The organism is Jiella mangrovi, assembly GCF_017815135.1.
GTDB lineage: Bacteria > Pseudomonadota > Alphaproteobacteria > Rhizobiales > Rhizobiaceae > Jiella > Jiella mangrovi.
Window position 1 is genome coordinate 49038 of sequence record NZ_JAGJCF010000001.1, and the last position, 20992, is coordinate 70029.

Annotated in this window: 18 protein-coding genes; 14 read left to right on the plus strand and 4 right to left on the minus strand. The window is 66.6% G+C overall.

Going from position 1 to position 20992, the window contains the following annotated elements:
* Both J6595_RS00210 and bchO read left to right on the plus strand, forming a co-directional pair.
* Entirely contained in the window at positions 1–1887 is a 1887-nt protein-coding gene (locus J6595_RS00210; protein ID WP_342453053.1) for a magnesium chelatase subunit D, read from the plus strand.
* The gene (gene bchO / locus J6595_RS00215; protein WP_209592423.1) at positions 1884–2816 is read left to right on the plus strand and encodes an alpha/beta fold hydrolase BchO; all 933 of its coding nucleotides are present in this window, start codon (positions 1884–1886) and stop codon (positions 2814–2816) included. The genes J6595_RS00210 and bchO overlap by 4 nt, the downstream gene beginning before the upstream one ends.
* Before the next feature lie 207 nt (positions 2817–3023).
* Here the strand turns inward: bchO and J6595_RS00220 are convergent, their stop codons facing one another.
* Positions 3024–3893: a carotenoid 1,2-hydratase gene (locus J6595_RS00220; RefSeq protein WP_342453054.1), complete on the minus strand. Its 870-nt coding sequence runs from the start codon at positions 3891–3893 to the stop codon at positions 3024–3026.
* Entirely contained in the window at positions 3851–5434 is a 1584-nt protein-coding gene (gene crtD / locus J6595_RS00225) for a 1-hydroxycarotenoid 3,4-desaturase CrtD (RefSeq protein WP_209592424.1), read from the minus strand. The genes J6595_RS00220 and crtD overlap by 43 nt, the downstream gene beginning before the upstream one ends.
* A gap of 166 nt (positions 5435–5600) precedes the next feature.
* On the opposite strand from crtD, the gene J6595_RS00230 reads away from it, so the two are divergent.
* The 12 genes from J6595_RS00230 (at position 5601) to J6595_RS00285 (ending at position 17809) form a co-directional block, all read left to right on the plus strand.
* Positions 5601–6770, plus strand: coding sequence for a methyltransferase (locus tag J6595_RS00230; protein WP_209592425.1), 1170 nt, complete (start codon positions 5601–5603; stop codon positions 6768–6770).
* Positions 6771–6819: 49 nt separating this feature from the next.
* Positions 6820–7761, plus strand: a complete 942-nt coding sequence (gene bchC / locus J6595_RS00235) for a chlorophyll synthesis pathway protein BchC (RefSeq protein ID WP_209592426.1) — start codon at positions 6820–6822, stop codon at positions 7759–7761.
* A 47-nt stretch (positions 7762–7808) separates the two neighbouring features.
* Complete coding sequence (locus J6595_RS00240) at positions 7809–8780, plus strand: chlorophyllide a reductase iron protein subunit X (protein ID WP_209592926.1); 972 nt, start codon at positions 7809–7811, stop codon at positions 8778–8780.
* Between the two features lie 11 nt (positions 8781–8791).
* The gene (bchY, locus tag J6595_RS00245) at positions 8792–10363 is read left to right on the plus strand and encodes a chlorophyllide a reductase subunit Y (RefSeq protein ID WP_209592427.1); all 1572 of its coding nucleotides are present in this window, start codon (positions 8792–8794) and stop codon (positions 10361–10363) included.
* Positions 10364–11824, plus strand: coding sequence for a chlorophyllide a reductase subunit Z (bchZ, locus tag J6595_RS00250; RefSeq protein ID WP_209592428.1), 1461 nt, complete (start codon positions 10364–10366; stop codon positions 11822–11824). It begins immediately after the preceding gene.
* Positions 11825–11879: 55 nt separating this feature from the next.
* Positions 11880–12107 carry a hypothetical protein gene (locus J6595_RS00255; protein WP_209592429.1) on the plus strand — a complete coding sequence of 76 codons (228 nt, stop codon included), beginning with the start codon at positions 11880–11882 and terminating at the stop codon, positions 12105–12107.
* An 83-nt stretch (positions 12108–12190) separates the two neighbouring features.
* Entirely contained in the window at positions 12191–12415 is a 225-nt protein-coding gene (gene pufB, locus J6595_RS00260; RefSeq protein ID WP_209592430.1) for a light-harvesting antenna LH1, beta subunit, read from the plus strand.
* A gap of 12 nt (positions 12416–12427) precedes the next feature.
* The gene (pufA, locus tag J6595_RS00265) at positions 12428–12619 is read left to right on the plus strand and encodes a light-harvesting antenna LH1, alpha subunit (RefSeq protein WP_209592431.1); all 192 of its coding nucleotides are present in this window, start codon (positions 12428–12430) and stop codon (positions 12617–12619) included.
* An 81-nt stretch (positions 12620–12700) separates the two neighbouring features.
* Positions 12701–13540 carry a photosynthetic reaction center subunit L gene (gene pufL, locus J6595_RS00270; RefSeq protein ID WP_209592432.1) on the plus strand — a complete coding sequence of 280 codons (840 nt, stop codon included), beginning with the start codon at positions 12701–12703 and terminating at the stop codon, positions 13538–13540.
* A 13-nt stretch (positions 13541–13553) separates the two neighbouring features.
* On the plus strand, positions 13554–14537 hold the full coding sequence (gene pufM, locus J6595_RS00275; protein WP_209592433.1) for a photosynthetic reaction center subunit M: 984 nt from the start codon (positions 13554–13556) through the stop codon (positions 14535–14537).
* Positions 14534–16198, plus strand: a complete 1665-nt coding sequence (gene pufC / locus J6595_RS00280) for a photosynthetic reaction center cytochrome PufC (protein ID WP_209592434.1) — start codon at positions 14534–14536, stop codon at positions 16196–16198. Before pufM ends, pufC begins: the two co-directional genes overlap by 4 nt.
* A gap of 237 nt (positions 16199–16435) precedes the next feature.
* Entirely contained in the window at positions 16436–17809 is a 1374-nt protein-coding gene (locus J6595_RS00285) for a TrkH family potassium uptake protein (RefSeq protein WP_209592435.1), read from the plus strand.
* A gap of 35 nt (positions 17810–17844) precedes the next feature.
* Here J6595_RS00285 and J6595_RS00290 read toward each other — a convergent pair whose 3' ends face one another.
* Positions 17845–18840, minus strand: a complete 996-nt coding sequence (locus J6595_RS00290; RefSeq protein ID WP_209592436.1) for an esterase-like activity of phytase family protein — start codon at positions 18838–18840, stop codon at positions 17845–17847.
* A 113-nt stretch (positions 18841–18953) separates the two neighbouring features.
* Positions 18954–20879 (minus strand): cobaltochelatase subunit CobT, encoded by a 1926-nt coding sequence (gene cobT / locus J6595_RS00295; RefSeq protein WP_209592927.1) that lies wholly within the window; start codon positions 20877–20879, stop codon positions 18954–18956.
* Positions 20880–20992 lie beyond the last annotated feature (113 nt).

Genomic DNA, 20992 nt, shown 5'->3' on the forward strand with positions numbered 1-20992 from the left:
GTGAACAGAGCTCCCCCCGCCGCCAATGACGGTGGGCATCTCCAGAACGACATCATCGATGCTGCGGCCCTCTGGAGCGAGGCCGTCTTCGCGCTGACCCTCTTTGCCGTCGATCCCGGCATCGGCTTGCGGCTTGCCGCAAGAGCCGGCCCGGTGCGCCAGGAATGGCTGAGACGTCTTCGCGCCATGCTTCCCGAGGGCGAGCCGTTTCGCAAGATGCCGACGGGCGTCGCCGAGGCCGCGCTGCTCGGCGGGCTCGATCTTGCGGCGTCCCTCGAAACCGGCCAGCCGGTTCTCGAAAAAGGGCTCATTGCGAGCGCCGACGGCGGCGTCCTGTGCGCGGCGATGGCCGAGCGGATGGGCGAACAGGCGGCCGGACTGCTGGCGCTGGCGCTCGATCGCGGCATGGTGACGATCGAGCGGGACGGCATTTCCAGACAGGCTCCCGCGCGGATCGGCGTTCTCGCGCTCGACGAGGGCATGGAGCCGGACGAGGCGCCGCCCGCAGCTTTGTGTGAACGCTTGGGGCTCTGGCTTTCGCTCGAGGGAGCCGATCCGCGAGGCAGCGACGACCTCGGCCTTGATGCCGATGAAATAGCGGCCGCGCGGCGGTTGCTTGCCGTGGTGCGGCCCGACGAGGCGGCGATCGCGACGATCTGCCAGGCGGCGATGGCCTTCGGCATCGTGTCGCTTCGGGTGCCGAGCCTTGCGCTGCGAGCGGCAGCGGCCTCGGCGGCGCTTGCCGGCCGCGACCGACTGAGCGAGAGCGATCTCGAAACCGCGATCCGGCTGGTGCTCCTGCCCCGCGCCGTGACCATGCCGCCAATGCCTGATGAGCCTGATGAGGAGCCTGAATCGAACGAGGCGCCGGATACCGCGCCCGACGAGGAAGACGGCGGGCAGATGCCGGAGGACCCGCCACCGCCCGAGCCCGAAGCATCGGACGAACACGACACGGCCGACCTCGAACCCACCGAGGACACGGCCGTCGAGACGACGGACGCGGCTCTCCCCGCCGATCTCCTCAAGGCCCTGGCAGCGATGGCCCGCCCGCCGATGAACCGCGCGGGCGCCGGCCGCAAGGGCGCCTTTGCCGCAAGAGCGCGGCGCGGGCGCGCCGTCGGCACGCGGCCGGGCGATCCGCGCCGCGAGCGGCTCGACCTGATCGCGACGCTGCGCGCCGCCGCCCCCTGGCAGCCGATCCGCCGCAAGGAGCGGGCCGAGCGGACGCCGGATCTGCTGCAGCGCGTCCTCGAAATCCGGTCGTCGGACATCCGCATCCGCCGCCACCGCGGCAAGAGCGAAACCGCGACGATCTTCGCCGTCGATGCCTCGGGGTCGGCTGCGCTCGCCCGCCTCGCCGAGGCCAAGGGCGCCGTCGAGCGCATTCTCGCCGAATGCTATGTCCGGCGCGATCGCGTCGCCCTCGTCGCCTTTCGCGGCACGAAGGCGGACGTGCTCCTCACCGAGACGAAGTCGCTGACCCGGGCCAAGCGCTCGCTCGCCGCGCTGCCGGCCGGCGGCGGCACGCCGCTCGCCACCGGCATTCTCGCCGCCCTCGATCTCGCCAGGGCCTCGGCCCGCGAGGGCCGCACGCCGCTGATCACGCTTTTGACCGACGGACGGGCCAATATCGCCCTCAGCGGTGCCGCAGGCCGGCCGCAGGCCATCGCCGATGCCCGCGACGCGGCCAAGGCGGTGCGGGCAAGCGGCATTGCCGCCCTCGTCATCGACCTCGCCCAGCGGCCGAGCGAACAGGCCCGCGAAATCGCGGCGGCCCTCGGCGCCACCTATCTGGCGCTGCCCCGCGCCGATTCCAAAGCCGTCTCCGACGCCGTGGCGGCCGCCCCCCGCGGGCCTGCCGTCGCTCCGGCCGGCCGCCGATGAGCCGCCGGCTCGACTTCGCCCGCGAGGGGCGCAACTGGCCGCACCGCGACAGGAGCCGCTTCGTCGAGGCGGGCGGCATGCGCTTTCACGTCCAGATCTTCGGGCCCGACGACGCCCCGCCGCTTCTTCTCCTTCACGGTACCGGCGCCTCGACCCATTCGTTTCGCGATCTCGCGCCGCTGCTTGCGCGTGACCACAGGGTGATCATGCCCGATCTGCCCGGCCACGGATTTTCCGGCTCCCCGCGCTGGCGGCGCCCCTCGATCACCGGCATGGCGAGCGCCTTGGCCGAGATGCTGACAGCGCTGGACGTGAGGCCTTCCTTTGCCGCCGGCCACTCGGCGGGAGCAGCCGTTCTGGTGCGCATGGCTCTCGATCGCCAGATCGCGCCGGAGCGGATCGTCTCCCTCAACGGCGCGCTGCTGCCCTTTCCCGGCGTTGCGGCCCATCTCTTTCCACGCCTCGCCAAGCTCCTGTTTCTCAATCCCGTCGCCCCGCGCTTCTTTTCCTGGCGGGCGCAGAACGGCCGCGCCGTCGCCCAGCTGATGGAAAGCACCGGCTCGCGCATCTCGGCCGAGGGCATCGCCTATTACGAGACGCTGCTCACCTCGCCCGTCCATGTGGAAGGCGCGCTGGCGATGATGGCGAACTGGGATCTCGAAACCCTGCGCCGCGACCTGCCGCGCCTCGCCGCGCCACTGACGCTCGTCGTCGGCACGCGCGATCGCGCCGTCCCGCCGGAAGTGTCCGAGCGCGTCGCGCGGATGGTGAAAGACGCCAAGGTCGAGACACTCGCCGGCCTCGGCCACCTTGCCCATGAGGAAGCGCCGGGACAGGTGGCGGAGATCATGCGCAAGGAATTCGCCAGCGTTTCCATCGCAACCGAGCCTCCCGGCATGGCAGCTGAGCACCCTCATCCTGAGGTGTGAGCCAGCTCGAAGAGCGGGGGAGCCTCGAAGGGCGAGGGTGCGGGGCGCGAGGCCTTCCGGAAAAGTGGGTGCTTTCCGTTGCAACAGCTGGCCCCCGTCGCAGGCGAGAAGCCCCCTCGCCCTTCGAGGCTCCTCCTCGCTCCGCTCGTCGTCGCACCTCAGGATGAGGGGGCTTCTCTCCACCCTCTTGGCGGCCCGGGTCTTGCGTCAGACAAACCGTCGCGGCATCCGCCAGGGCAGCATGGCCTGGACGACCGGGTTGGCGAAGCGGTCGAGATCGACGCTTTCGTGGATCGCCGTGACGTCGCGTCCCAGAAGCCGCGTTCCGACGACCGAGCGCGTATAGAAGGGCGAATCCTCGAGCGTTTCGAGCACCTTGGCCTCGACGCCGCGCTCCGATCTCGTCGAGCGCCGCATGCCCCAGAAGCTCTTCTTCAGCCGCGCCGGCGGCGGCGCCTCGAAGTCGCTGACGCCGGTCCTCGGATCGAAACGGATCGCCAGCGAGCAGGACTGATCGTCGCGATCGAGGAGGTCGTAGAGGACGACCGTCCCCTCGGGAACGCTCGCCCGGCACCAGTTCCAGCGATGAAAGCTCTCCTCGAGCGGCACTTCGCCGGTGTTGAAATCGAAATAGCCGCTGCCGGACCATGACAGCGAGGGATCCTCCAGTTCCACCTCGACCCGCGCGCATGGGGCGATCGGCCACCAGCAGTGCCGCGCATCGGCATCGAGCGCGACCGGGTGGTTCACGACCGCTTCAGGATAGAGCCGGATCGTGCCCTTCACCCGCTTGGGAATCACAGGCGTCACCTCGTCGATCGAGACGGTGAGCCCCGTCCCGTCCCAATGCATGGCGCTCGGCCCGACCGAGAGCGTGCCGGCGTCGCGATGCAGCGCGCTTCTGCGCCGCTCGGTCATCGCCCAGCGCTTTCCGCCGGGCCCGGTGAGGGCGACATTGATCGAGACGTGGTCTTCCGGCGCCCGGCGCCCGGCAAAGCGGTAATAGGGCGAGAACACGCTGCCGACGAAGCCGATCAGCGTGAGAGAGTGCCGGCCATCGGCAGAAAGCGCGTCCACATACCACCAGGCATAGCCGCCCGGCGGGACGCTCTGGTCGAAGCGCGGTCCGCAAGAATAGCCTCCGCCGCGATCTTGCCCGACAGCGCCGCCATCGGCAGGCCAGCCCCGGGATGGACGCTGCCGCCGCAAAGATAAAGGCCCGCGAGCCTCGTTCTGGCGCCGGGGCGCCGGAACGAAGCCGTCGACCCATGCGAGGCCCGCCCGTAGAGCGCTCCGCCGGTCGCCGGAAAACGTTTCTCGAAATCGGAGGGCGTCGAAAGCGCGATCGCCGGCAAGTCCCGCCGTTCCACTCGCAAACCCGAGGCCCGAAGTCTTGAAAACGCCGCGTTCACGCATCGCTCGACCTCCCTTTCGTGGAATTTCGTTGTGTCGCCGTCGGCGGGCGCGTTGATGATCAGGAACAGCCTTTCGCGGCCCCGCCGCGCCGCCTCGCCGGACAAGATGCCCCGATCGTCGCGATCGCTGGCGCAGACGTAGACGGTCGGGTCTGACGGCAGCCGGCGCTTAATGCAGATCTCGTCGAATTCGCGGGCGTAGTCGGCGCAGAAGAAGACGTTGTGGCGAAAGGGCACGAGGCCATCGACTTTCGCCTCGAGGGCGACCGTGAGCGCCGAGAGCGAGCGTTCGTCACGCTTCAAAGGCTTATCGACCGCGCCTTGCGCGTCGCGTCCGAGATGGCCGCCGGCCAAGGCCGCGACGTCGCAATTGGTGAGGACGACATCCGCCGAAACCACGCTTCCGTCGGCCAGCCTGACGCCGGTCGCCCGGCCGCCTTCTGCCGTGATCGCCGTCACCGGCGCGTCGTAGCGAAGGTGTGCTCCCTGTCGTTCGGCGAGCGCGGCCAGCGCCTCGGCGAGACGCTTCATCCCGCCTTCGATCATCCAGACGCCGCATTTCTCGACATGGGCGATCAGCATCAGCGTTGCGGGAGCGAGGAACGGCGAGGAGCCGTTATAGGTCGAGTAGCGCGCAAAGAGCTGCGCCAGCCTCGGGTCGGAAAACTGGTTCGAAAGTGCCTTCCACAACGTCGTCTGGGCGCCGATCCTCAAGATTTCCGGCAGACCCGTCACCCCTGCCCGCGCCATCAGCCCGAGCGGGCCGGAGGGGCGCGGCGCCCGCATGAAGATCGGCGAAAGCGTTTGGCAAACCTCGCCCGCCTTGTCGCAGAAGGCGTCATATTCCCGGGCCGAGCGCGAGCCGGAGAACGCGGCGACGGCGGCGCTCGACCGCGCCTGATCGGCGAAGAGATCAAGCCTTGATCCGTCGGCGAACACATGCCGGGCGATCGTCGTCGACCGCTCGAGCGTCAGGTGATCGTCGAGCCGCTCGCCGGCGATCTCGAAAATATCATCGAACACATCGCGCAGCGTGAAGACCGTCGGCCCGACGTCGATCTTCCGTCCGCCGACCGCCACCTCGCGCAGCTTTCCGCCGGGTTCGTCGCCCGCTTCCAGAAGGGTCACGCGCAGACCGGCCGCAGCCAGCCGCACGGCTGCCGCGAGCCCGCCAACGCCGGCTCCAACGATCGCTACATGCATCGGGTCATCCCTCGAAGCCTTCGGCGAGAAGATTGACACGGGAGCATTCTGGTTGTCCAATCAATTTGACAGTATGATCTGTCTAAAAGGATTGACGCCCATGTCGGCCATGGAATCACAGTCCGAGCCCCGTCTCCCAGAACGCCCGTCCGGATGGGCGGATCCTTTGAGGGAGATCCGACGCTTCTTCCGGCCAATCCGCGAGCGCTGGCGGAACTATCGCAACAGCAAGCTGGCCGATTCCAGCTTCCAGCGCGGCGCCGCCAATTTCTGGCTGACGCGAAATATCGCTCGCAGAAATTCCCGCCGCCTGTTCGATCTCGTCGCAGGGTTCGTCTATTCCCAGGCGCTTGCGGCCGGGGTCGAGCTCGATCTGTTCGATCATCTTTCGCGCGGGCCACGCACGCTGGCGGAGATCGCGGCGGCCACAGGGCTGACGCAGGATTCGGCCAGACGGCTGCTGCTGGCTCTTGAGGCGATCGACCTGATCGAGATCGACGACAGCGAGGACGAGATCGTCTACGCGCTCGGCTCGCTCGGCGCGGCGCTCGTCGCCAATCCCGGCGCCAAGGCGATGATCCGCCATCATCGCGACGTCTATCACGACCTCGGCGACCCGGTGGCGCTGCTCAAGGGCGAAAACAAGGACACCCGGCTGTCAAAGCTGTGGCCCTATGCCGCGGCACCGGGCGGAACCCCGCCCGAGGGCGCCGACGTTGCCGCCTATACCGATCTGATGGCGCAGAGCCAGGATCTCGTCGCCGAGGAGGTGCTCGCCTCCTACGACCTGTCATGGGCCGAGCGGATGCTGGATCTCGGCGGCGGCGACGGCCGGTTCCTGCGAAAGGTCGCCGAACGGCACCCGGACATCGAACTGCATCTTCTGGACCTGCCGGAGGTGGCCAAGATCGCCAAGACGCGAATCGGCGACACGCGCTTTGGTCGCCGGATTCACGTTCACGAGGGCAATTTCTTCGAGGACCCTTACCCCGAAGGCAAGTTCGACCTCGTCTCCCTGGTCCGCATCCTGCACGACCACGATGACGCCGAAGCGGTGGCCTTGCTCACCCGCGCCCGCGAGGCCCTGCATCCCGGCGGTGTCGTCATGGTCGCCGAGCCGATGGCGGGAAGCCGGGATTCGGCCGCCATCGCGCACACCTATTTCGGCTTCTACCTCCTGGCCATGGGCCGTGGCCGGCCGCGCACGCCCGACGAGATCGGCCGCCTGATGAATGCAGCCGGCCTCAGCCGCGTCCGCGAGATCACCACCGCCATGCCGGTGGCGGCCAGCATCGTCACGGGAGAGATTCCGCGACGCAATGTCAGTTTTACTTGACAGTTTTTTGTGTCAATCTAAGCTGACAGGCAATTGAGGAGCTTCTCCCGTGTTCACCCGATCCGATGCCATCGTCTTCGACCAGCCGCGTCAGCTCGGCATACGGCGGCTGGAGCTCGCGACCCCTCAGCCGGGTGACATGGTGGTGGAAATCGAAGCCTCGGGAATTTCCACCGGCACCGAGCGTCTTCTGTGGTCTGGCGAAATGCCCGCCTTCCCCGGCATGGGCTACCCTCTCGTTCCGGGCTACGAGGCCGTCGGCCGCGTGGTCGATGCCGGCGAGGCCCGCCGGCTCAAGGCGGGCGATCGGGTGTTCGTGCCCGGCTCCAACGGCTTTGCCGATGCACGGGGCCTGTTCGGCGCCTCGGCCTCGCACGTCCTTTTACCGGAAGGTCGGGCTGTCCCGATCGAGCCTGCCATAGGCGACGAGGCCGTTCTCCTGGCGCTCGCCGCGACGGCGCATCACGCCGTCCGCGCTTCGGGCCGCGACTTGCCCGAGCTGATCGTCGGCCATGGCGCCCTCGGCCGACTCGCCGCCCGCATGGTCGTCGCTCTCGGCGGCCAGGCGATGGTCTGGGAAACCTCGGCCGCGCGGCGCTCCGGCTCGCTCGGCTATGCCGTCATCGATCCAGAGGCCGAGGAACGGTGCGACTATCGCCAGATCCTCGACGTCAGCGGCGATTCGGCCATTCTCGACCAGCTCGTGCCACGGCTCGGCCGCGGCGGCGAGATCGTCCTGGCCGGCTTCTACAAGACCCCCGTCACCTTCGCTTTTCCGCCAGCCTTCATGCGCGAGGCGCGCATCAAGATCGCCGCCGAGTGGCGGCCGGCGGACATGGAAGCGGTGCTCGCGCTGATTGCGTCGGGCCGCCTCTCGCTCGACGGGCTAGTGACTCACACCGCAGAGCCATCACGGGCGGACGACGCCTATCGCACGGCGTTCGAGGACGCCGACTGCCTGAAAATGATCCTGGATTGGAGACTGATGTGACGAACGCGCTACGACATGTCGAGAGCGCGTCGGGCCCGGCCGGCGCCATGGCGGAGAGGCTGCGCGCCGAGGCCGCCATCGAACCCGATGCCGTCGCCACCGGTGAGGTGACCAAGGAAACCCAGATCATCGCGATCTACGGCAAGGGTGGCATCGGCAAGTCCTTCACGCTGGCCAACCTCTCCTACATGATGGCGAGCCAGGGCAAGCGGGTGCTGCTCATCGGCTGCGATCCGAAATCCGACACCACCTCGCTCCTGTTCGGTGGCAAGGCCTGCCCGACCATCATTCAGACCTCGTCCGCCAAGAAGGCAGCCGGCGAGGAAGTCGACATTTCCGACGTCTGTTTCAAGCGCGACGGCGTCTTCGCCATGGAGCTCGGCGGGCCGGAAGTCGGCAGGGGCTGCGGCGGCCGTGGCATCATCCACGGCTTCGAACTCCTGGAAAAGCTCGGCTTCCACGAATGGGGCTTCGACTACGTCCTGCTCGACTTCCTCGGCGACGTCGTCTGCGGCGGCTTCGGCCTGCCAATCGCCCGCGACATGTGCCAGAAGGTCATCGTCGTCGGCTCCAACGATCTCCAGTCCCTCTACGTCGCCAACAATGTCTGCTCGGCGGTGGAATATTTCCGCAAGCTCGGCGGCAATGTCGGCGTCGCCGGCATGGTGGTCAACAAGGACGACGGCACCGGCGAGGCCGCGGCCTTCGCGCAATCCGTCGGCATCCCGATCCTGTCGGCGATCCCCGCCGACGAGGACATCCGCAAGAAAAGCGCCAACTACCAGATCGTCGGCCAGCCCGGCGGGCGATGGGCGCCGCTGTTCGAGGAACTGGCGCTGAACGTCGCCGAGGCGCCGCCGCGCCATCCGACGCCCCTCAGCCAGGATGGTCTCCTTGGCCTGTTCTCCAGCGAGGAGACCGGCCGCGACTACACTCTGCTTCCCGCGAGCCAGGAGGACATGCGCGGCAAACCCGTTCCTGTCAGGCCGTCGCTCGAAGTCGTCTACGACGACGCGTGAAGGGCAAGGTCATGGATTATTCCGACATCGACCTGAAGCGCGACGACGGCGGCGGCACCTATGGTTCCGACGACGTCACCACGCTGCCGACGCCAAAGGACGGCGACGCCTCCTGCCATGGTGGCAAGGCGGAGATGCGCGCTGCGGCCGCCAAGGCCGGCAAGAGCGCGATCCTCGATCAGTACGCCAAGGATTATCCCGCCGGACCGCACGACCAGCCGCAATCCATGTGCCCGGCTTTCGGCTCATTGCGCGTCGGCCTTCGCATGCGCCGCACCGCAACGGTCCTGTCCGGCTCGGCCTGCTGCGTCTACGGTCTGACCTTCACCTCACATTTTTACGGCGCCCGCCGCACCGTCGGCTACGTGCCGTTCAATTCCGAGACGCTGGTCACCGGCAAATTGTTCGAGGACATCCGCGAGGCCGTCCACGACCTCGCCGACCCAGAGCTCTACGACGCGATCGTCGTCACCAACCTGTGCGTTCCGACCGCATCCGGCGTGCCGCTGCGGCTTCTGCCGAAGGCGATCAACGGTGTTCGCATCATCGGCATCGACGTGCCGGGCTTCGGTGTGCCGACCCATGCCGAGGCCAAGGACATTCTCGCCGGCGCGATGCTCGCCTATGCCAGATCCGAGGCCGAACAGGGCCCCGTCGCGGCGCCCCGCGAGCCGCGCAACGACAGGCCTTCCGTCGCGCTGATCGGAGAGATGTTTCCGGCCGATCCGATGGTGATCGGACGGCTGCTCGAGCCGATGGGCCTTGCTGCCGGCCCGGTGGTTCCGACACGCGAATGGCGCGAACTCTATGCCGCGCTGGACTGCACCGTCGCTGCGGCGATCCATCCCTTCTACACGGCATCGATTCGCGAATTCGAGACGGCCGGCCGATCCGTTGTGGGCTCCGCTCCGGTTGGGGTGAACGGAACGGCGGAATGGCTGTCTCGGGTCGGCGAGGCCGCCGCCGTGCCGGCGAGCCGCGTGGCCGCGACCCAGAACGCAATACTCCCGGCGATCCGGGGCGCGCTCGCCGGTTCGCCCATCAACGGCCGGATCACGCTTTCGGGCTATGAAGGCTCCGAGCTCCTGGTCGCAAGGCTCCTCGTCGAGAGCGGCGCCGACCTTCGCTATGTCGGCACCGCCTGCCCCCGCACGAAATGGTCCGATCCCGACCGCGAATGGCTCGAGGCCAAGGGGGTTCACGTCAAGTTCCGGGCCTCGCTGGAAGACGATCTTGCCGCCTTCGAAGAGTTCAAGCCCGATCTCGCCATCGGCACGACACCCGTCGTCCAGAAGGCCAAGCAGTCCGGCACGCCGGCGCTCTACTTCACCAACCTCATCTCGGCCCGCCCGCTGATGGGGCCGGCCGGCGCCGGCTCGCTGGCCGAAGTCGTCAATGGCGCGATCGCCTCGAAGTCGCGCTTCGACACGATGAAGGCGTTCTTCGAGGGCGTCGGCGAGGGCCATACGGCCGGTGTCTGGGAAGACCTCCCGCAAAAGCCCAGGGCGGCGAAGCATCGCGCCGACGTTGCGATCAACACGAAGAAGGCGTCGAGCTACGACGCCGGGATGGGGGACGTCTAGATGCTCGTTCTCGATCACGATCGCGCCGGCGGCTACTGGGGCGCCGTCTACGTCTTCACCGCGGTGAAGGGCCTGCAGGTCGTCATCGACGGTCCGGTGGGCTGCGAAAACCTGCCGGTCACCTCGGTGCTGCACTACACCGACGCCCTGCCACCGCATGAGCTGCCGATCGTCGTCACCGGTCTGTCGGAGGAAAATCTCGGCCAGACCGGCACCGAAGGGGCGATGAAGCGCGCCAATGCGACGCTCGATCCGACCCAGCCCTCCGTCGTCGTCACCGGATCGATCGCCGAGATGATCGGCGGTGGCGTGACGCCCGAAGGCACCAGCCTCAAGCGCTTCCTGCCGCGCACCATCGACGAGGACCAGTGGCAATGCGCCGACCGGGCGCTGAAGTGGCTCCTGACCGAATACGGCCCCAAGAAGGGCAAGATCCCGGCTCCGCGCGAACGCAAGCAAGGCGAAAAGCCGAAGGTCAACATCATCGGCCCGGCCTATGGCATGTTCAACATGCCCTCCGATCTTCATGAGATCCGCCGGCTGATCGAGGGCCTCGGCGCCGAGGTCAATCTCGTCTTCCCGCTCGGCGCGCATCTGAAAGATATTCCGAAACTGGTGACGGCCGACGCCAATGTCTGCCTCTACAGGGAATATGGCCGTCAGCTCTGCGAGGCGCTGGAGCGCCCCTATCTGCAGGCGCCGATCGGGCTGCATTCGACCACGGCCTTCCTGAGAAAACTCGGGGAGATGCTCGGGCTCGATGCAGAACCCTTCATCGAGCGCGAAAAGCACACGACGATCAAGCCGTTGTGGGATCTGTGGCGTTCGGTCACCCAGGATTTCTTCGGCACGGCGAGCTTTGCGATCGTCGCCAACGAGACCTATGCGCGCGGGATCCGCCATTTCCTTCAAGACGAAATGGGCCTGCCCTGCCGCTTCGCGGTGCCGCGGCTGTCCGGCAAGAAGACGTTGAACGACGAGGTCCGCCGGATGGTCGCGGAGACCCCGCCGCTGGTTCTCTTCGGCAGCTACAACGAACGCATGTATCTCGCCGAAACCGGCGGGCGCGGAACCTTCATCCCCGCCTCCTTCCCGGGCGCCGCGATCCGGCGGCACACCGGCACGCCGTTCATGGGCTATTCGGGCGCCACCTATCTCGTCCAGGAAGTCTGCAACGCGCTCTTCGACGCGCTGTTTCACATCCTGCCGCTCGGCACCGAGATGGACAAGGTCACAGCGACGCCGGCCAAGCCCGGCCGGGCGCGAGACGAAGAACTCGTCTGGTCGAACGCCGCCAACGACGCATTGCAATCGGCCCTCGAGAAGGAGCCCGTGCTGGTGCGCATCTCCGCCGCCCGGCGCCTGCGCGACGCGGCCGAGGCCGCCGCCCGGCTCGAGGGGAAAACCACAGTCGAGCGTCGGCATATGCCGGGCGTCGCCGCCGAAGAGGCGCTCGCATGATCCGCACCCCCACCGTCTTCACGACGCATACCAGGACAGACAGGGAGAACCCGCAATGAGCCTCGTCGAACGCAATGGCCTGTCGCATTTCCGCGCCGAGCAACAGGAATACCGGATCATCTACGCGGTGACCTATCCGATCTTCCTCGCCGTCGCCCTCGTCTCGCGTCTGCTGCCGGCCCGCTTGCGGCCCACCCCGTTCGAAAATGTCGGCGTCCTCGCCGTGTTCCGGGATGCCAAGGCCGCGGCCAACTCCGTCCTCCCCTTCGCCTTCATGCGATAGGACCGAAGAGGACCCGAAGCTTCGGATCCGTCTGCGCCCCCGGCACAGCTGGCCCGGAGAGCCCGTAAACAAGGAGAAAGGTAATGGCAGATCCTATCACCGGCCGGGAAGCGGGCACGCTTTCCGGCATGACCGAGAGGGAGGCGCAGGAGTTCCACGGACTCTTCTTCACCTCGTTCCTGGTCTTCACCGCCGTCGCGGTTCTCGCACACATTCTCGTCTGGATCTGGCGCCCCTGGCTTCAGACCCCCGAGGTCAGTTCTGCGAGCCTCGAGATGGTCAAGCCTCTCCTCACAATGCTGAGCTAAGGAGACCGTTCCATGTGGAGAATGTGGCTACTCTTCGATGCGCGCCGGGCCCTGATCGGCCTGTTCACCTTCCTGATGGTGCTGGCGCTCCTCATTCACTTCATCCTTCTGTCGACGGCCCGTTTCAACTGGCTGGCAAATCCCGCTGCGCCCGAAGGGGCCCAGACGAGCCAGATCCAGACGCCGCTGTCGCATTTCGGCTGACGCGAATTTCACGAGACCTCGGGACGGCGTTTCGCGCCGTCCCGGAAGACAATCCGGCTTGATAGGGATGGGACATTCGCCATGGCGATGCTGTCGTTCGAACGCAAATATCGTGTGCGCGGAGGCACGCTCGTCGGCGGGGACCTCTTCGATTTCTGGGTCGGCGCCTTTTATGTCGGCTTCTTCGGCGTCACGGCGATCTTCTTCGCGGCGCTCGGCTCGCTGCTCATCTTCTACGACATCAGCCAGGGCAACGAGACGAACATCTTCGCCTTCTCGGTGAACCCGCCCTCCATCAGCTACGGCCTCGGCCTCGCGCCGCTCAACGAAGGCGGTACCTGGCAGCTGGTCACCATCTGCGCGGTCGGCGCCTTCTTTTCATGGACCCTTCGCGAGATCGAGATCTGCCGCAAGCTCGGCATCGGCTGGCATGTGCCGATCGCGTACGGCACCGCGGTCTTCGCCTATGTCTCGCTGGTGGTCATCCGCCCGCTCCTGCTCGGCGCCTGGGGCCACGGCTTTCCCTACGGCATCATGAGCCATCTCGACTGGGTGTCGAACGTCGGCTACCAGTTCCTGCATTTCCACTACAATCCGGCGCACATGCTGGCGGTGACCTTCTTCTTCACCACCACGATGTTTCTCGGCCTGCATGCCGGCGTCATCCTCGGCGCGGTCAATCCGGGCAAGGACGAGCCGGTCAAATACGGCGAGCACGAGAACGCCTATTTCCGCGACTACATCTGCTATTCCGTCGGACCTTACGGCATCCACCGGCTCGGCCTGTTCTTTGCCTTGAACGCCGGTTTCTGGAGCGCCGTCTGCATCATCATCTCAGGTCCCTTCTGGGATCGGGGCTGGCCGTATTTCTTCGACTTTGTCCTGAAAACCCCTGCCGCCATCGGCAACATCAGCTATTGAGGGAGGCGGAGCGATGGGAACCTACGCCAGTATTTACAACCGCATTCAGGTCCGCGGCCCCTTCGATCCGGGCGTGCCGCTGACCAAGAGCAGCGACAGCCGCATCCAGGCCAAGAGTTTCTCCTACTGGCTCGGCAAGATCGGCGATCCGCAGCTCGGGCCGCTCTATCTCGGCTGGTCTGGCGCCGCCTCGCTCGCCTTCGGCTTCATCGCGATCGAGATCATCGGTCTCAACATGTGGGCCTCGGTCGACTGGGACCCCTATGCCTTCGTCCGCAATCTTCCCTTCCTGTCTCTCGATCCACCGCCGGCGAAATATGGGCTCAACCCGCTCGTGCCGCTCGGCGACGGCGGCTGGTGGATCCTCGCGGGCTTTTTCCTGACGATGTCGATCCTCCTGTGGTGGGTCCGCAGCTACACCCGCGCCCGGGCGCTCGGAATGGGCACCCACACCAGCTGGGCGTTCGCCTCGGCGATCTTCCTTTACCTCTCCCTCGGACTGTTCCGGCCGATCCTGATGGGGTCCTGGTCCGAGGCCGTGCCCTTCGGCATCATCACCCATCTGAACTGGACGGCCTCGGTCTCGGTGCTCTACGGCAACTGGTACTACAATCCGTTCCACATGCTCTCGATCGTCTTCCTCTACGGCTCGACGATGCTGTTCGCCATGCATGGCGCGACGATCCTCGCCGTATCACGCTTCGGCGGCGAGCGTGAGGCCGAGGAAATCGTCGATCGCGGCACGGCGGCCGAGCGCGGCGCCCTGTTCTGGCGCTGGACGATGGGCTTCAACGCGACCTTCGAGTCCATCCATCGCTGGGCCTGGTGGTTCGCGGTGCTGACCACCTTCTGCGGCGCGATCGGCGTTCTCCTCACCGGCACCGTCGTCGACAACTGGTACCTTTGGGGTGTCAAGCACGGCATCGCGCCGAGCTACCCGTCCGTCTATCCGTCCTTCCCGATCCCGGACGAGGCCACGCGGAGTGTGATGCAATGAGCAGGAAACACGCCCGTTCGAGCCCGATCGTCGTCGGCGTCATCGCCATCTTCGTGGTCTTCGTCGGCCTCTGGGCGCCGCCTTGGGTCATTCCGCCGATCGAGTCGGTCGAGACCGGGCCGGCGGCGATCGAAATGGTCCAGTTCAAGGCGGCCAGCCGCAAGCTGCCTTACGATGCCAAGCCGGAACCGCTGGAGGCGGCCGACAACGAGGGCAGCCCCAAGGCCAGCGAGGTCTATCAGAACGTCCAGGTGCTCGGCGGGCTGACCGAGGCCGAATTCACCCGGCTGATGCTGGCGATCACCGAGTGGGTCTCGCCGGAACAGGGTTGCGCCTACTGCCACAACCTGGAATCCGAGGAAGGCTTTGCCAGCGACGACGTCTACACCAAGGTCGTGGCGCGCAAGATGCTGCAGATGGTCCGCCACATCAATTCCAGTTGGCCGGAGCACGTCGCCCCGTCGGGCGTCACCTGCTACACCTGCCATCGTGGCCAGAACGTGCCCCCCTGGACGTGGTATAACCAGAACGAGCCGGACGGCAGCCAGTTCATGGGCAAGCCGCGACCCTGGCACCTCGAGGCGAAGACGATCCGGCAGTTCTTTCCGGACGTGCCTTACGACAAGTACCTGCTCGAGGAGCATGCCAGCGCCAACATCCAGTCGGCCGATCCCCTCGTCGATCGCAGCGGCAAGGCCGAGGTCGCACAGGAGCAGGACGCGGAAAACCTCTATTTGTTCATGATGCAGATGTCGAACGCCATGGGCGTCAACTGCACCTACTGCCACAACTCGCGAGCCTTCCGTGACTGGTCGCAGTCGACCCCCTTCCGCTGGATCGCCTATTGGGGCATCCGCATGGCGCGGGACATCAATTCGAACTACATCGTGCCGCTGGCGTCGGTCTTCCCCGACAATCGCAAGGGGCCGCTCGGCGATCCCGCCAAGGTCCATTGCGGCACCTGCCATCTCGGCAACAACAAGCCGCTTGGCGGATACAAGCTGCTCGATCACTACCTCGTCGGCCTGACCGAGGATGGCAAGGCGCCCGACCCGGGCCCCAAGGAGGCGATCCTCATCGGCGCCGCCAAACCGAAAGCCGTCACCGGCGCAAACGAGAACGACGACCAGCCGGCTCCCTCCCCGGCCCCCGTCTCCGAGGAAGCGATCGGCCAGTCGGTGGTTCCCGGCGGCAATGGCAATGGCGCCGAGTACAAGTCGCAGGAAGAACCTGCCGATGTCGGAAACGACACCCTCGACGGCACGGTCAGGCCCGTACCGCAGGCGGAGGACACCAGTCCGTCCCCGCCTCCGACCGGTGCCGAAGCCCCGCAGGGGTCCTCGGGCGAAGAGATGAACCCGGGCTCGCCGCCGGCTCCGGCTGACGGCGCGAAGGGAACGGCCGACGCGCCTTCCATGGGCCAGCCGGCGAGCAACCCGGTGCCTGAGGACCCATCGTCCGGCAAGGCCGAGCCAGAGCCGATGTCGACACCGACCCCGCAGCCAGAGGGGACGACCGAAAGTCAGCCCGCAGGCGAGGCAAACCCGTCATCGCAGGGCGATGCCCCGGCGACGACCGGCCAGAGCGACAGCGGCGACGGGACGGAAGCCGCCCCCGGCACGAGCGGGCCGGCCCAGGGCACGACGACGCGGTTCGACTGATGCTGCCTCCACGCCTCTGACAGACGCGTGAATTTGAAATGGCCGGGTCGAACGCCCGGCCATTCATCTTTTTCGGCCTGATACCTCTTGCCGCGATGGCCGAAACCTTCCTCTGAACTATGATTCGCAATTGCTTCCGGGATGTGCCGGAACCGGCGCCTCGATCGCCGCACGGCACCGAGCACGGTTCGGCGCCCGGGCGTGAGAGGGGTCGATGGCTCTCGGAAACTTTCGTCCATGGACCTTCAGAAATCGCTTCAGTCGCTCAAGATCGCCGTCGGCGCCGAGGAATCTCCCGCTCAGGTCTCGCGCGAGCGGGCGGGACCCGCCAAGCTTCTCCTCGTCGGTTATCTCTCCTATATCGTCGCCGGCTGGATCGCCCTGTCCTTCGGCTTTTCGCAAGCAAAGCCACTCTCGCCCCTCGACACGCTCTTCACCGCCGTATCGGCCGTCTCCACCACCGGCCTGACCAGCATCGACACCGGCACGAGCTACACCTTCGCCGGCCAGATCGTCGTCCTTTTGCTGATCCAATTCGGCGGCATCGGCTACATGACCGGCTCCTCCTTCCTGTTCCTGTCGCTCCGGCACCATCTCAGCGAGACACAGGAAAAGACCGCGAGAACCGCTTATTCCCTGCCCGATTCCATCACGCCGCAGCTCTTCATCCGCTCGGTCATCCTGTTCACCTTCGCCTGCGAGGCAGTGGGGGCCGCGGCGCTTTATCCGATCCTCAAGGCCGGCGGCGAGGCCAGCCCGCTCTGGAGCGCGATCTTCCATTCCATCTCCGCCTTCTGCACGGCAGGCTTCAGCCTCAGATCGGACAGTTTCGCGCCCTATGTCGCGAACGTGCCGCTGAACCTGACGCTTTCGGCTCTCAGCATCCTCGGCGCGATGGGCTTCATCGTCGTGACCGACATCGTCCGCCGCATCGCCGGCAGAACCAGCCATCTCGGTTTCACCAGCAAGGTGATCGCGCGGATGACGGCGTTTCTTCTGGTGATCGGAACCCTGCTGATCTTCGTCGCCGAGCCCTCGCTGGCGGGCATGCCGCCCTGGGAACGGCTGCAGGCGGCCTTCTTCCAGGCAATGAGCGCGTCGACGACGGTCGGCTTCAACACCCTCGACATCGGCGGACTTTCCAACGCCACGCTCGTCGTGCTCCTGTTCCTGATGTTCGTCGGCGCATCGCCGGCCGGCACCGGCGGCGGCCTGAAGACAACCTCCTTTGCCGCCTTGATCGGTCTCGTCCGCTCGACGCTGAAGGGGCGCAGCTCGGTGCGCTTCTTCAAGCGCGAGGTGCCGCCGGCGCAGCTTCAGGCGGCAACCACCTCCCTCGCCTGCTATTGCGGCGCGCTGACGATCGCGATCTTCCTTTTGAGCCTGACAGAGCCTGTCGCCGACTTCGATAAGATCGTCTTCGAGGCCGTTTCGGCCATCGGCACGGTGGGTCTGTCGATGGGGCTGACAAGCGACCTGACGGTGATCGGCAAGCTGATCCTGATTGCGCTGATGATCGTCGGCCGCCTCGGCGTTCTGACCTTCGGGCTTGCCACGGCCGTGCCCGACGAAAGCCGCGAGGAAGAGGCCGACAACGACCTCGCCGTTTGATCCGGTCGGCGCCGCGGATCATGCCGCGGCCCGTGCTACTGCCCGATGATGCTCGCAGCCGGCCCGTCCTCGCTCCAGACGAATTCGAGCAGGAGATTGCGCTGGAAAAACGAGGCGTTGTCGTCGGAGACGAGCGTCAGGCGCGTGCGGCCGCGATCGTCCTGCCACACGTCGAGCCCCTCCATATTGTCGATCTCGTCGGAGAGATCGGCCTCGAACACCACAGGCCCATCGACGAGCGCACCGGCCCGGATGGCGTCCGCGGCAATTTTCCGGATGCGGATGCCGAGCCCGCCGAAAAGGCCTTCGAAGCGCCGCTCGAGCAGCAACAGATCACCGCCGGGAAGGAAATCGCCGTCGGAAACCTCCCATTTGGCGTAACGCCTGACCTTGAAGACGCTGCCGCGCCCGCCGTTTTTCCCGACGATCCCCGCAAAGAGATTGCCGTCCTCGTCGATCGAATGTTCGGAAACCGTGACCAAGGACCCTGCAAGGGCCGAATGCGCCGGCGCGATCGCGAGCGCCTCCAGGCCCTTGTTCGCACGAAGCTCCCGAACCGGCATCGGCAGCGGCACGTCGAGCGCCTTGCCGGTGCCAGGATGCCGGAGATCATAGGCTGAGATGCGATGCCGCTGCTCGAAGCCGACATAGGCTGTCCGGCCCGTGGGATCGATCGCCAGGGATTCCGCATCTCCCAGCGCCTTGCCGCGGATCGCCCCGCCGAGCCGATCGCGCAAAGGCGCGACCGTTGCCTCGGCAAAGCCGATCGGCCTGCCGCCCTGCCCACGCAGGATTTCTCCTGCCAGCCAGTTGCCGTTGTCGGTGACGCCAAGAAAGGCCGAACCGTCGTCCGTCAGGCGGAGCGCCGAGATCCCGTGGACCCGGCCGTCGGAGGAAGAGAACTGCAGGCCGCCCAGAAATGTCAGAGCGCCGAAGCGGGTCTCATTGGAATTCTTGCGAAACCGATCGATCGTTTCGCAGCGGATCGTGATCGGCTCGCCGAAACCCGTCGGCCATACGGGCGCCGCCACTGTCGGCCGCGCCTGCGCCACGAAAGCCGCCAGAAGGCCCGCGAGGCCGACAACATAACACGTCGTGGGCCGCAAACGGCGATGACCACGTCGCTCGCGCCCAACGCAAAGTCTCACCGCCGGCCGCTCGCCCGGCGATAGGTGCTGCCGGCCGCACGGCCGCGCGACTCGTCTTCAAAGAGGTCGGCGAGCTGTTCGGTCATCGCGCCGGCCAGTTCCTCGGCGTCGACGATCGTGACGGCGCGGCGATAATAGCGGGTCACGTCGTGGCCGATGCCGATGGCCAGAAGCTCGACCGGCGAGCGGGTCTCGATCTCCTCGATGATCGCTCTGAGATGCCGCTCGAGATAGTTGCCGGGATTGACCGACAGCGTCGAATCGTCGACCGGCGCGCCGTCGGAGATCATCATCAGGATACGCCGCTGCTCGGGCCGGGCGAGCAGCCGGTTGTGGGCCCAGATCAGCGCCTCGCCGTCGATGTTTTCCTTGAGCAGCCCCTCGCGCATCATCAGGCCGAGATTGCGCCGCGCCCGCCGCCAGGGCATGTCCGCCGACTTGTAGACGATGTGGCGCAGATCGTTGAGCCGCCCGGGCTTCACCGGCTTGCCGGCCTTCAGCCAGGCCTCGCGCGACTGGCCGCCCTTCCAGGCCCGCGTCGTGAAGCCCAGCACCTCGACCTTGACGCCGCAACGCTCCAGCGTGCGGGCGAGAATGTCCGCGCAGGTTGCCGCGACGGTGATCGGCCGGCCGCGCATCGAGCCGGAATTATCGATGAGCAGCGTCACGATCGTGTCGCGAAAATCGGTGTCGCGCTCCATCTTGTAGGACAAGGGCTGCATCGGATCGATGACCATGCGGACAAGCCGCGCCGAATCGAGATAGCCCTCTTCGAGATCGAAGTCCCAGGAGCGGTTCTGCTGGGCCATCAGTCGCCGCTGCAGCCGGTTGGCGAGACGCCCGACAACGCCTTGGAGGGTCGAGAGCTGCTTGTCGAGAAACGCCCGCAACCGGTCGAGCTCGGCTTCGTCGCAAAGCTCCTCGGCGCCGATCATCTCGTCGAATTGCGGCGTGAAGACCTTGTAATCGAATTGCGGAGCGTCGCGGTCGAGCGGCTGGTTCGGCCGGCGCGTCTCCCCCGGCGTCTCGGTATCCTGGGTCTCGTCGTCGACCGGATCCTCGGCGGTGACCTCGGAGGATTCGGCCTCGGCCGTCTCCTCGTTCTCGCCTTCGGTCTCGGTCTCCTCGGCTTCCGCCTCGTCGCTGCCGGCATCCTTCTCCGAGCCGCTCTCCTCGTTGTCGCGGCTCTGATTGTCGCCCTGCTCTTCCTCCTGGTCCTCGTCGTCCTGCGAGCTGTTTTCCTCGGAGAGCTGCTCGGCCATTTCGAGCGAGACCAGCATGTCGCGCATGGCGCGGGCAAAGGCGTCCTGATTTTCCAGAACCTCGGGAAGCTTCTCGAAGTTCTTACCGGCCTTGTCCTCGACGAAATCGCGCCAGACATCGACGAGCGCCCGGGCGCTTTCCGGCACGGGGCGGCCCGTCAGCTTTTCGCGCACCATCAGCGCGACGGCATCCTCGATCGGCGCCTCGGCGCGGTCGGTGACGTCGGCAAGGTTCGAGCGGAAATACTTGTCTTCCAGCATCGAGGCGAGATTGTCGCCGACGCCCGCCATGGCATTGGCACCGATCGCCTCGCAGCGCGCCTGCTCGACCGCGTCGTAGACCGCCCGCGCGCTCTTGCCGTCGGGCGAGAGGCTGGCATGCAGCCGGCTGTCGTGCCGCGCCTTCCTGAGCGCCATCGCATCGGCGAGACCACGGGTGACCGACACGTCGTTCCGGGTCGCGCGCTTGGGAAGCTCCGGCAGCCGTGCCCGGTTGCCGGCAAGTCCGGGCCGGTCGGTCGCGTAGGTGACCTCCATCTCCGGATCGCCGGATATCGCTCTGAGAGCGCCGGCAACCGCGCGCCGAAACGGTTCGCGGTCGGTCGGTCTGGCCTGGGGAGGACGCTGGTTGTCGCCAATCTTGCTCATGGTTCGACAAATAGGCCCTGGCCCCGCCTCCAGGCAAGTCGAACCGGCCCTTCTGCGGGAAATTGCTGCGTGACGGGAAACTTCGAGCAGCCTTCAGAGTTACGCAAAGACGCGACGCTTCGGGA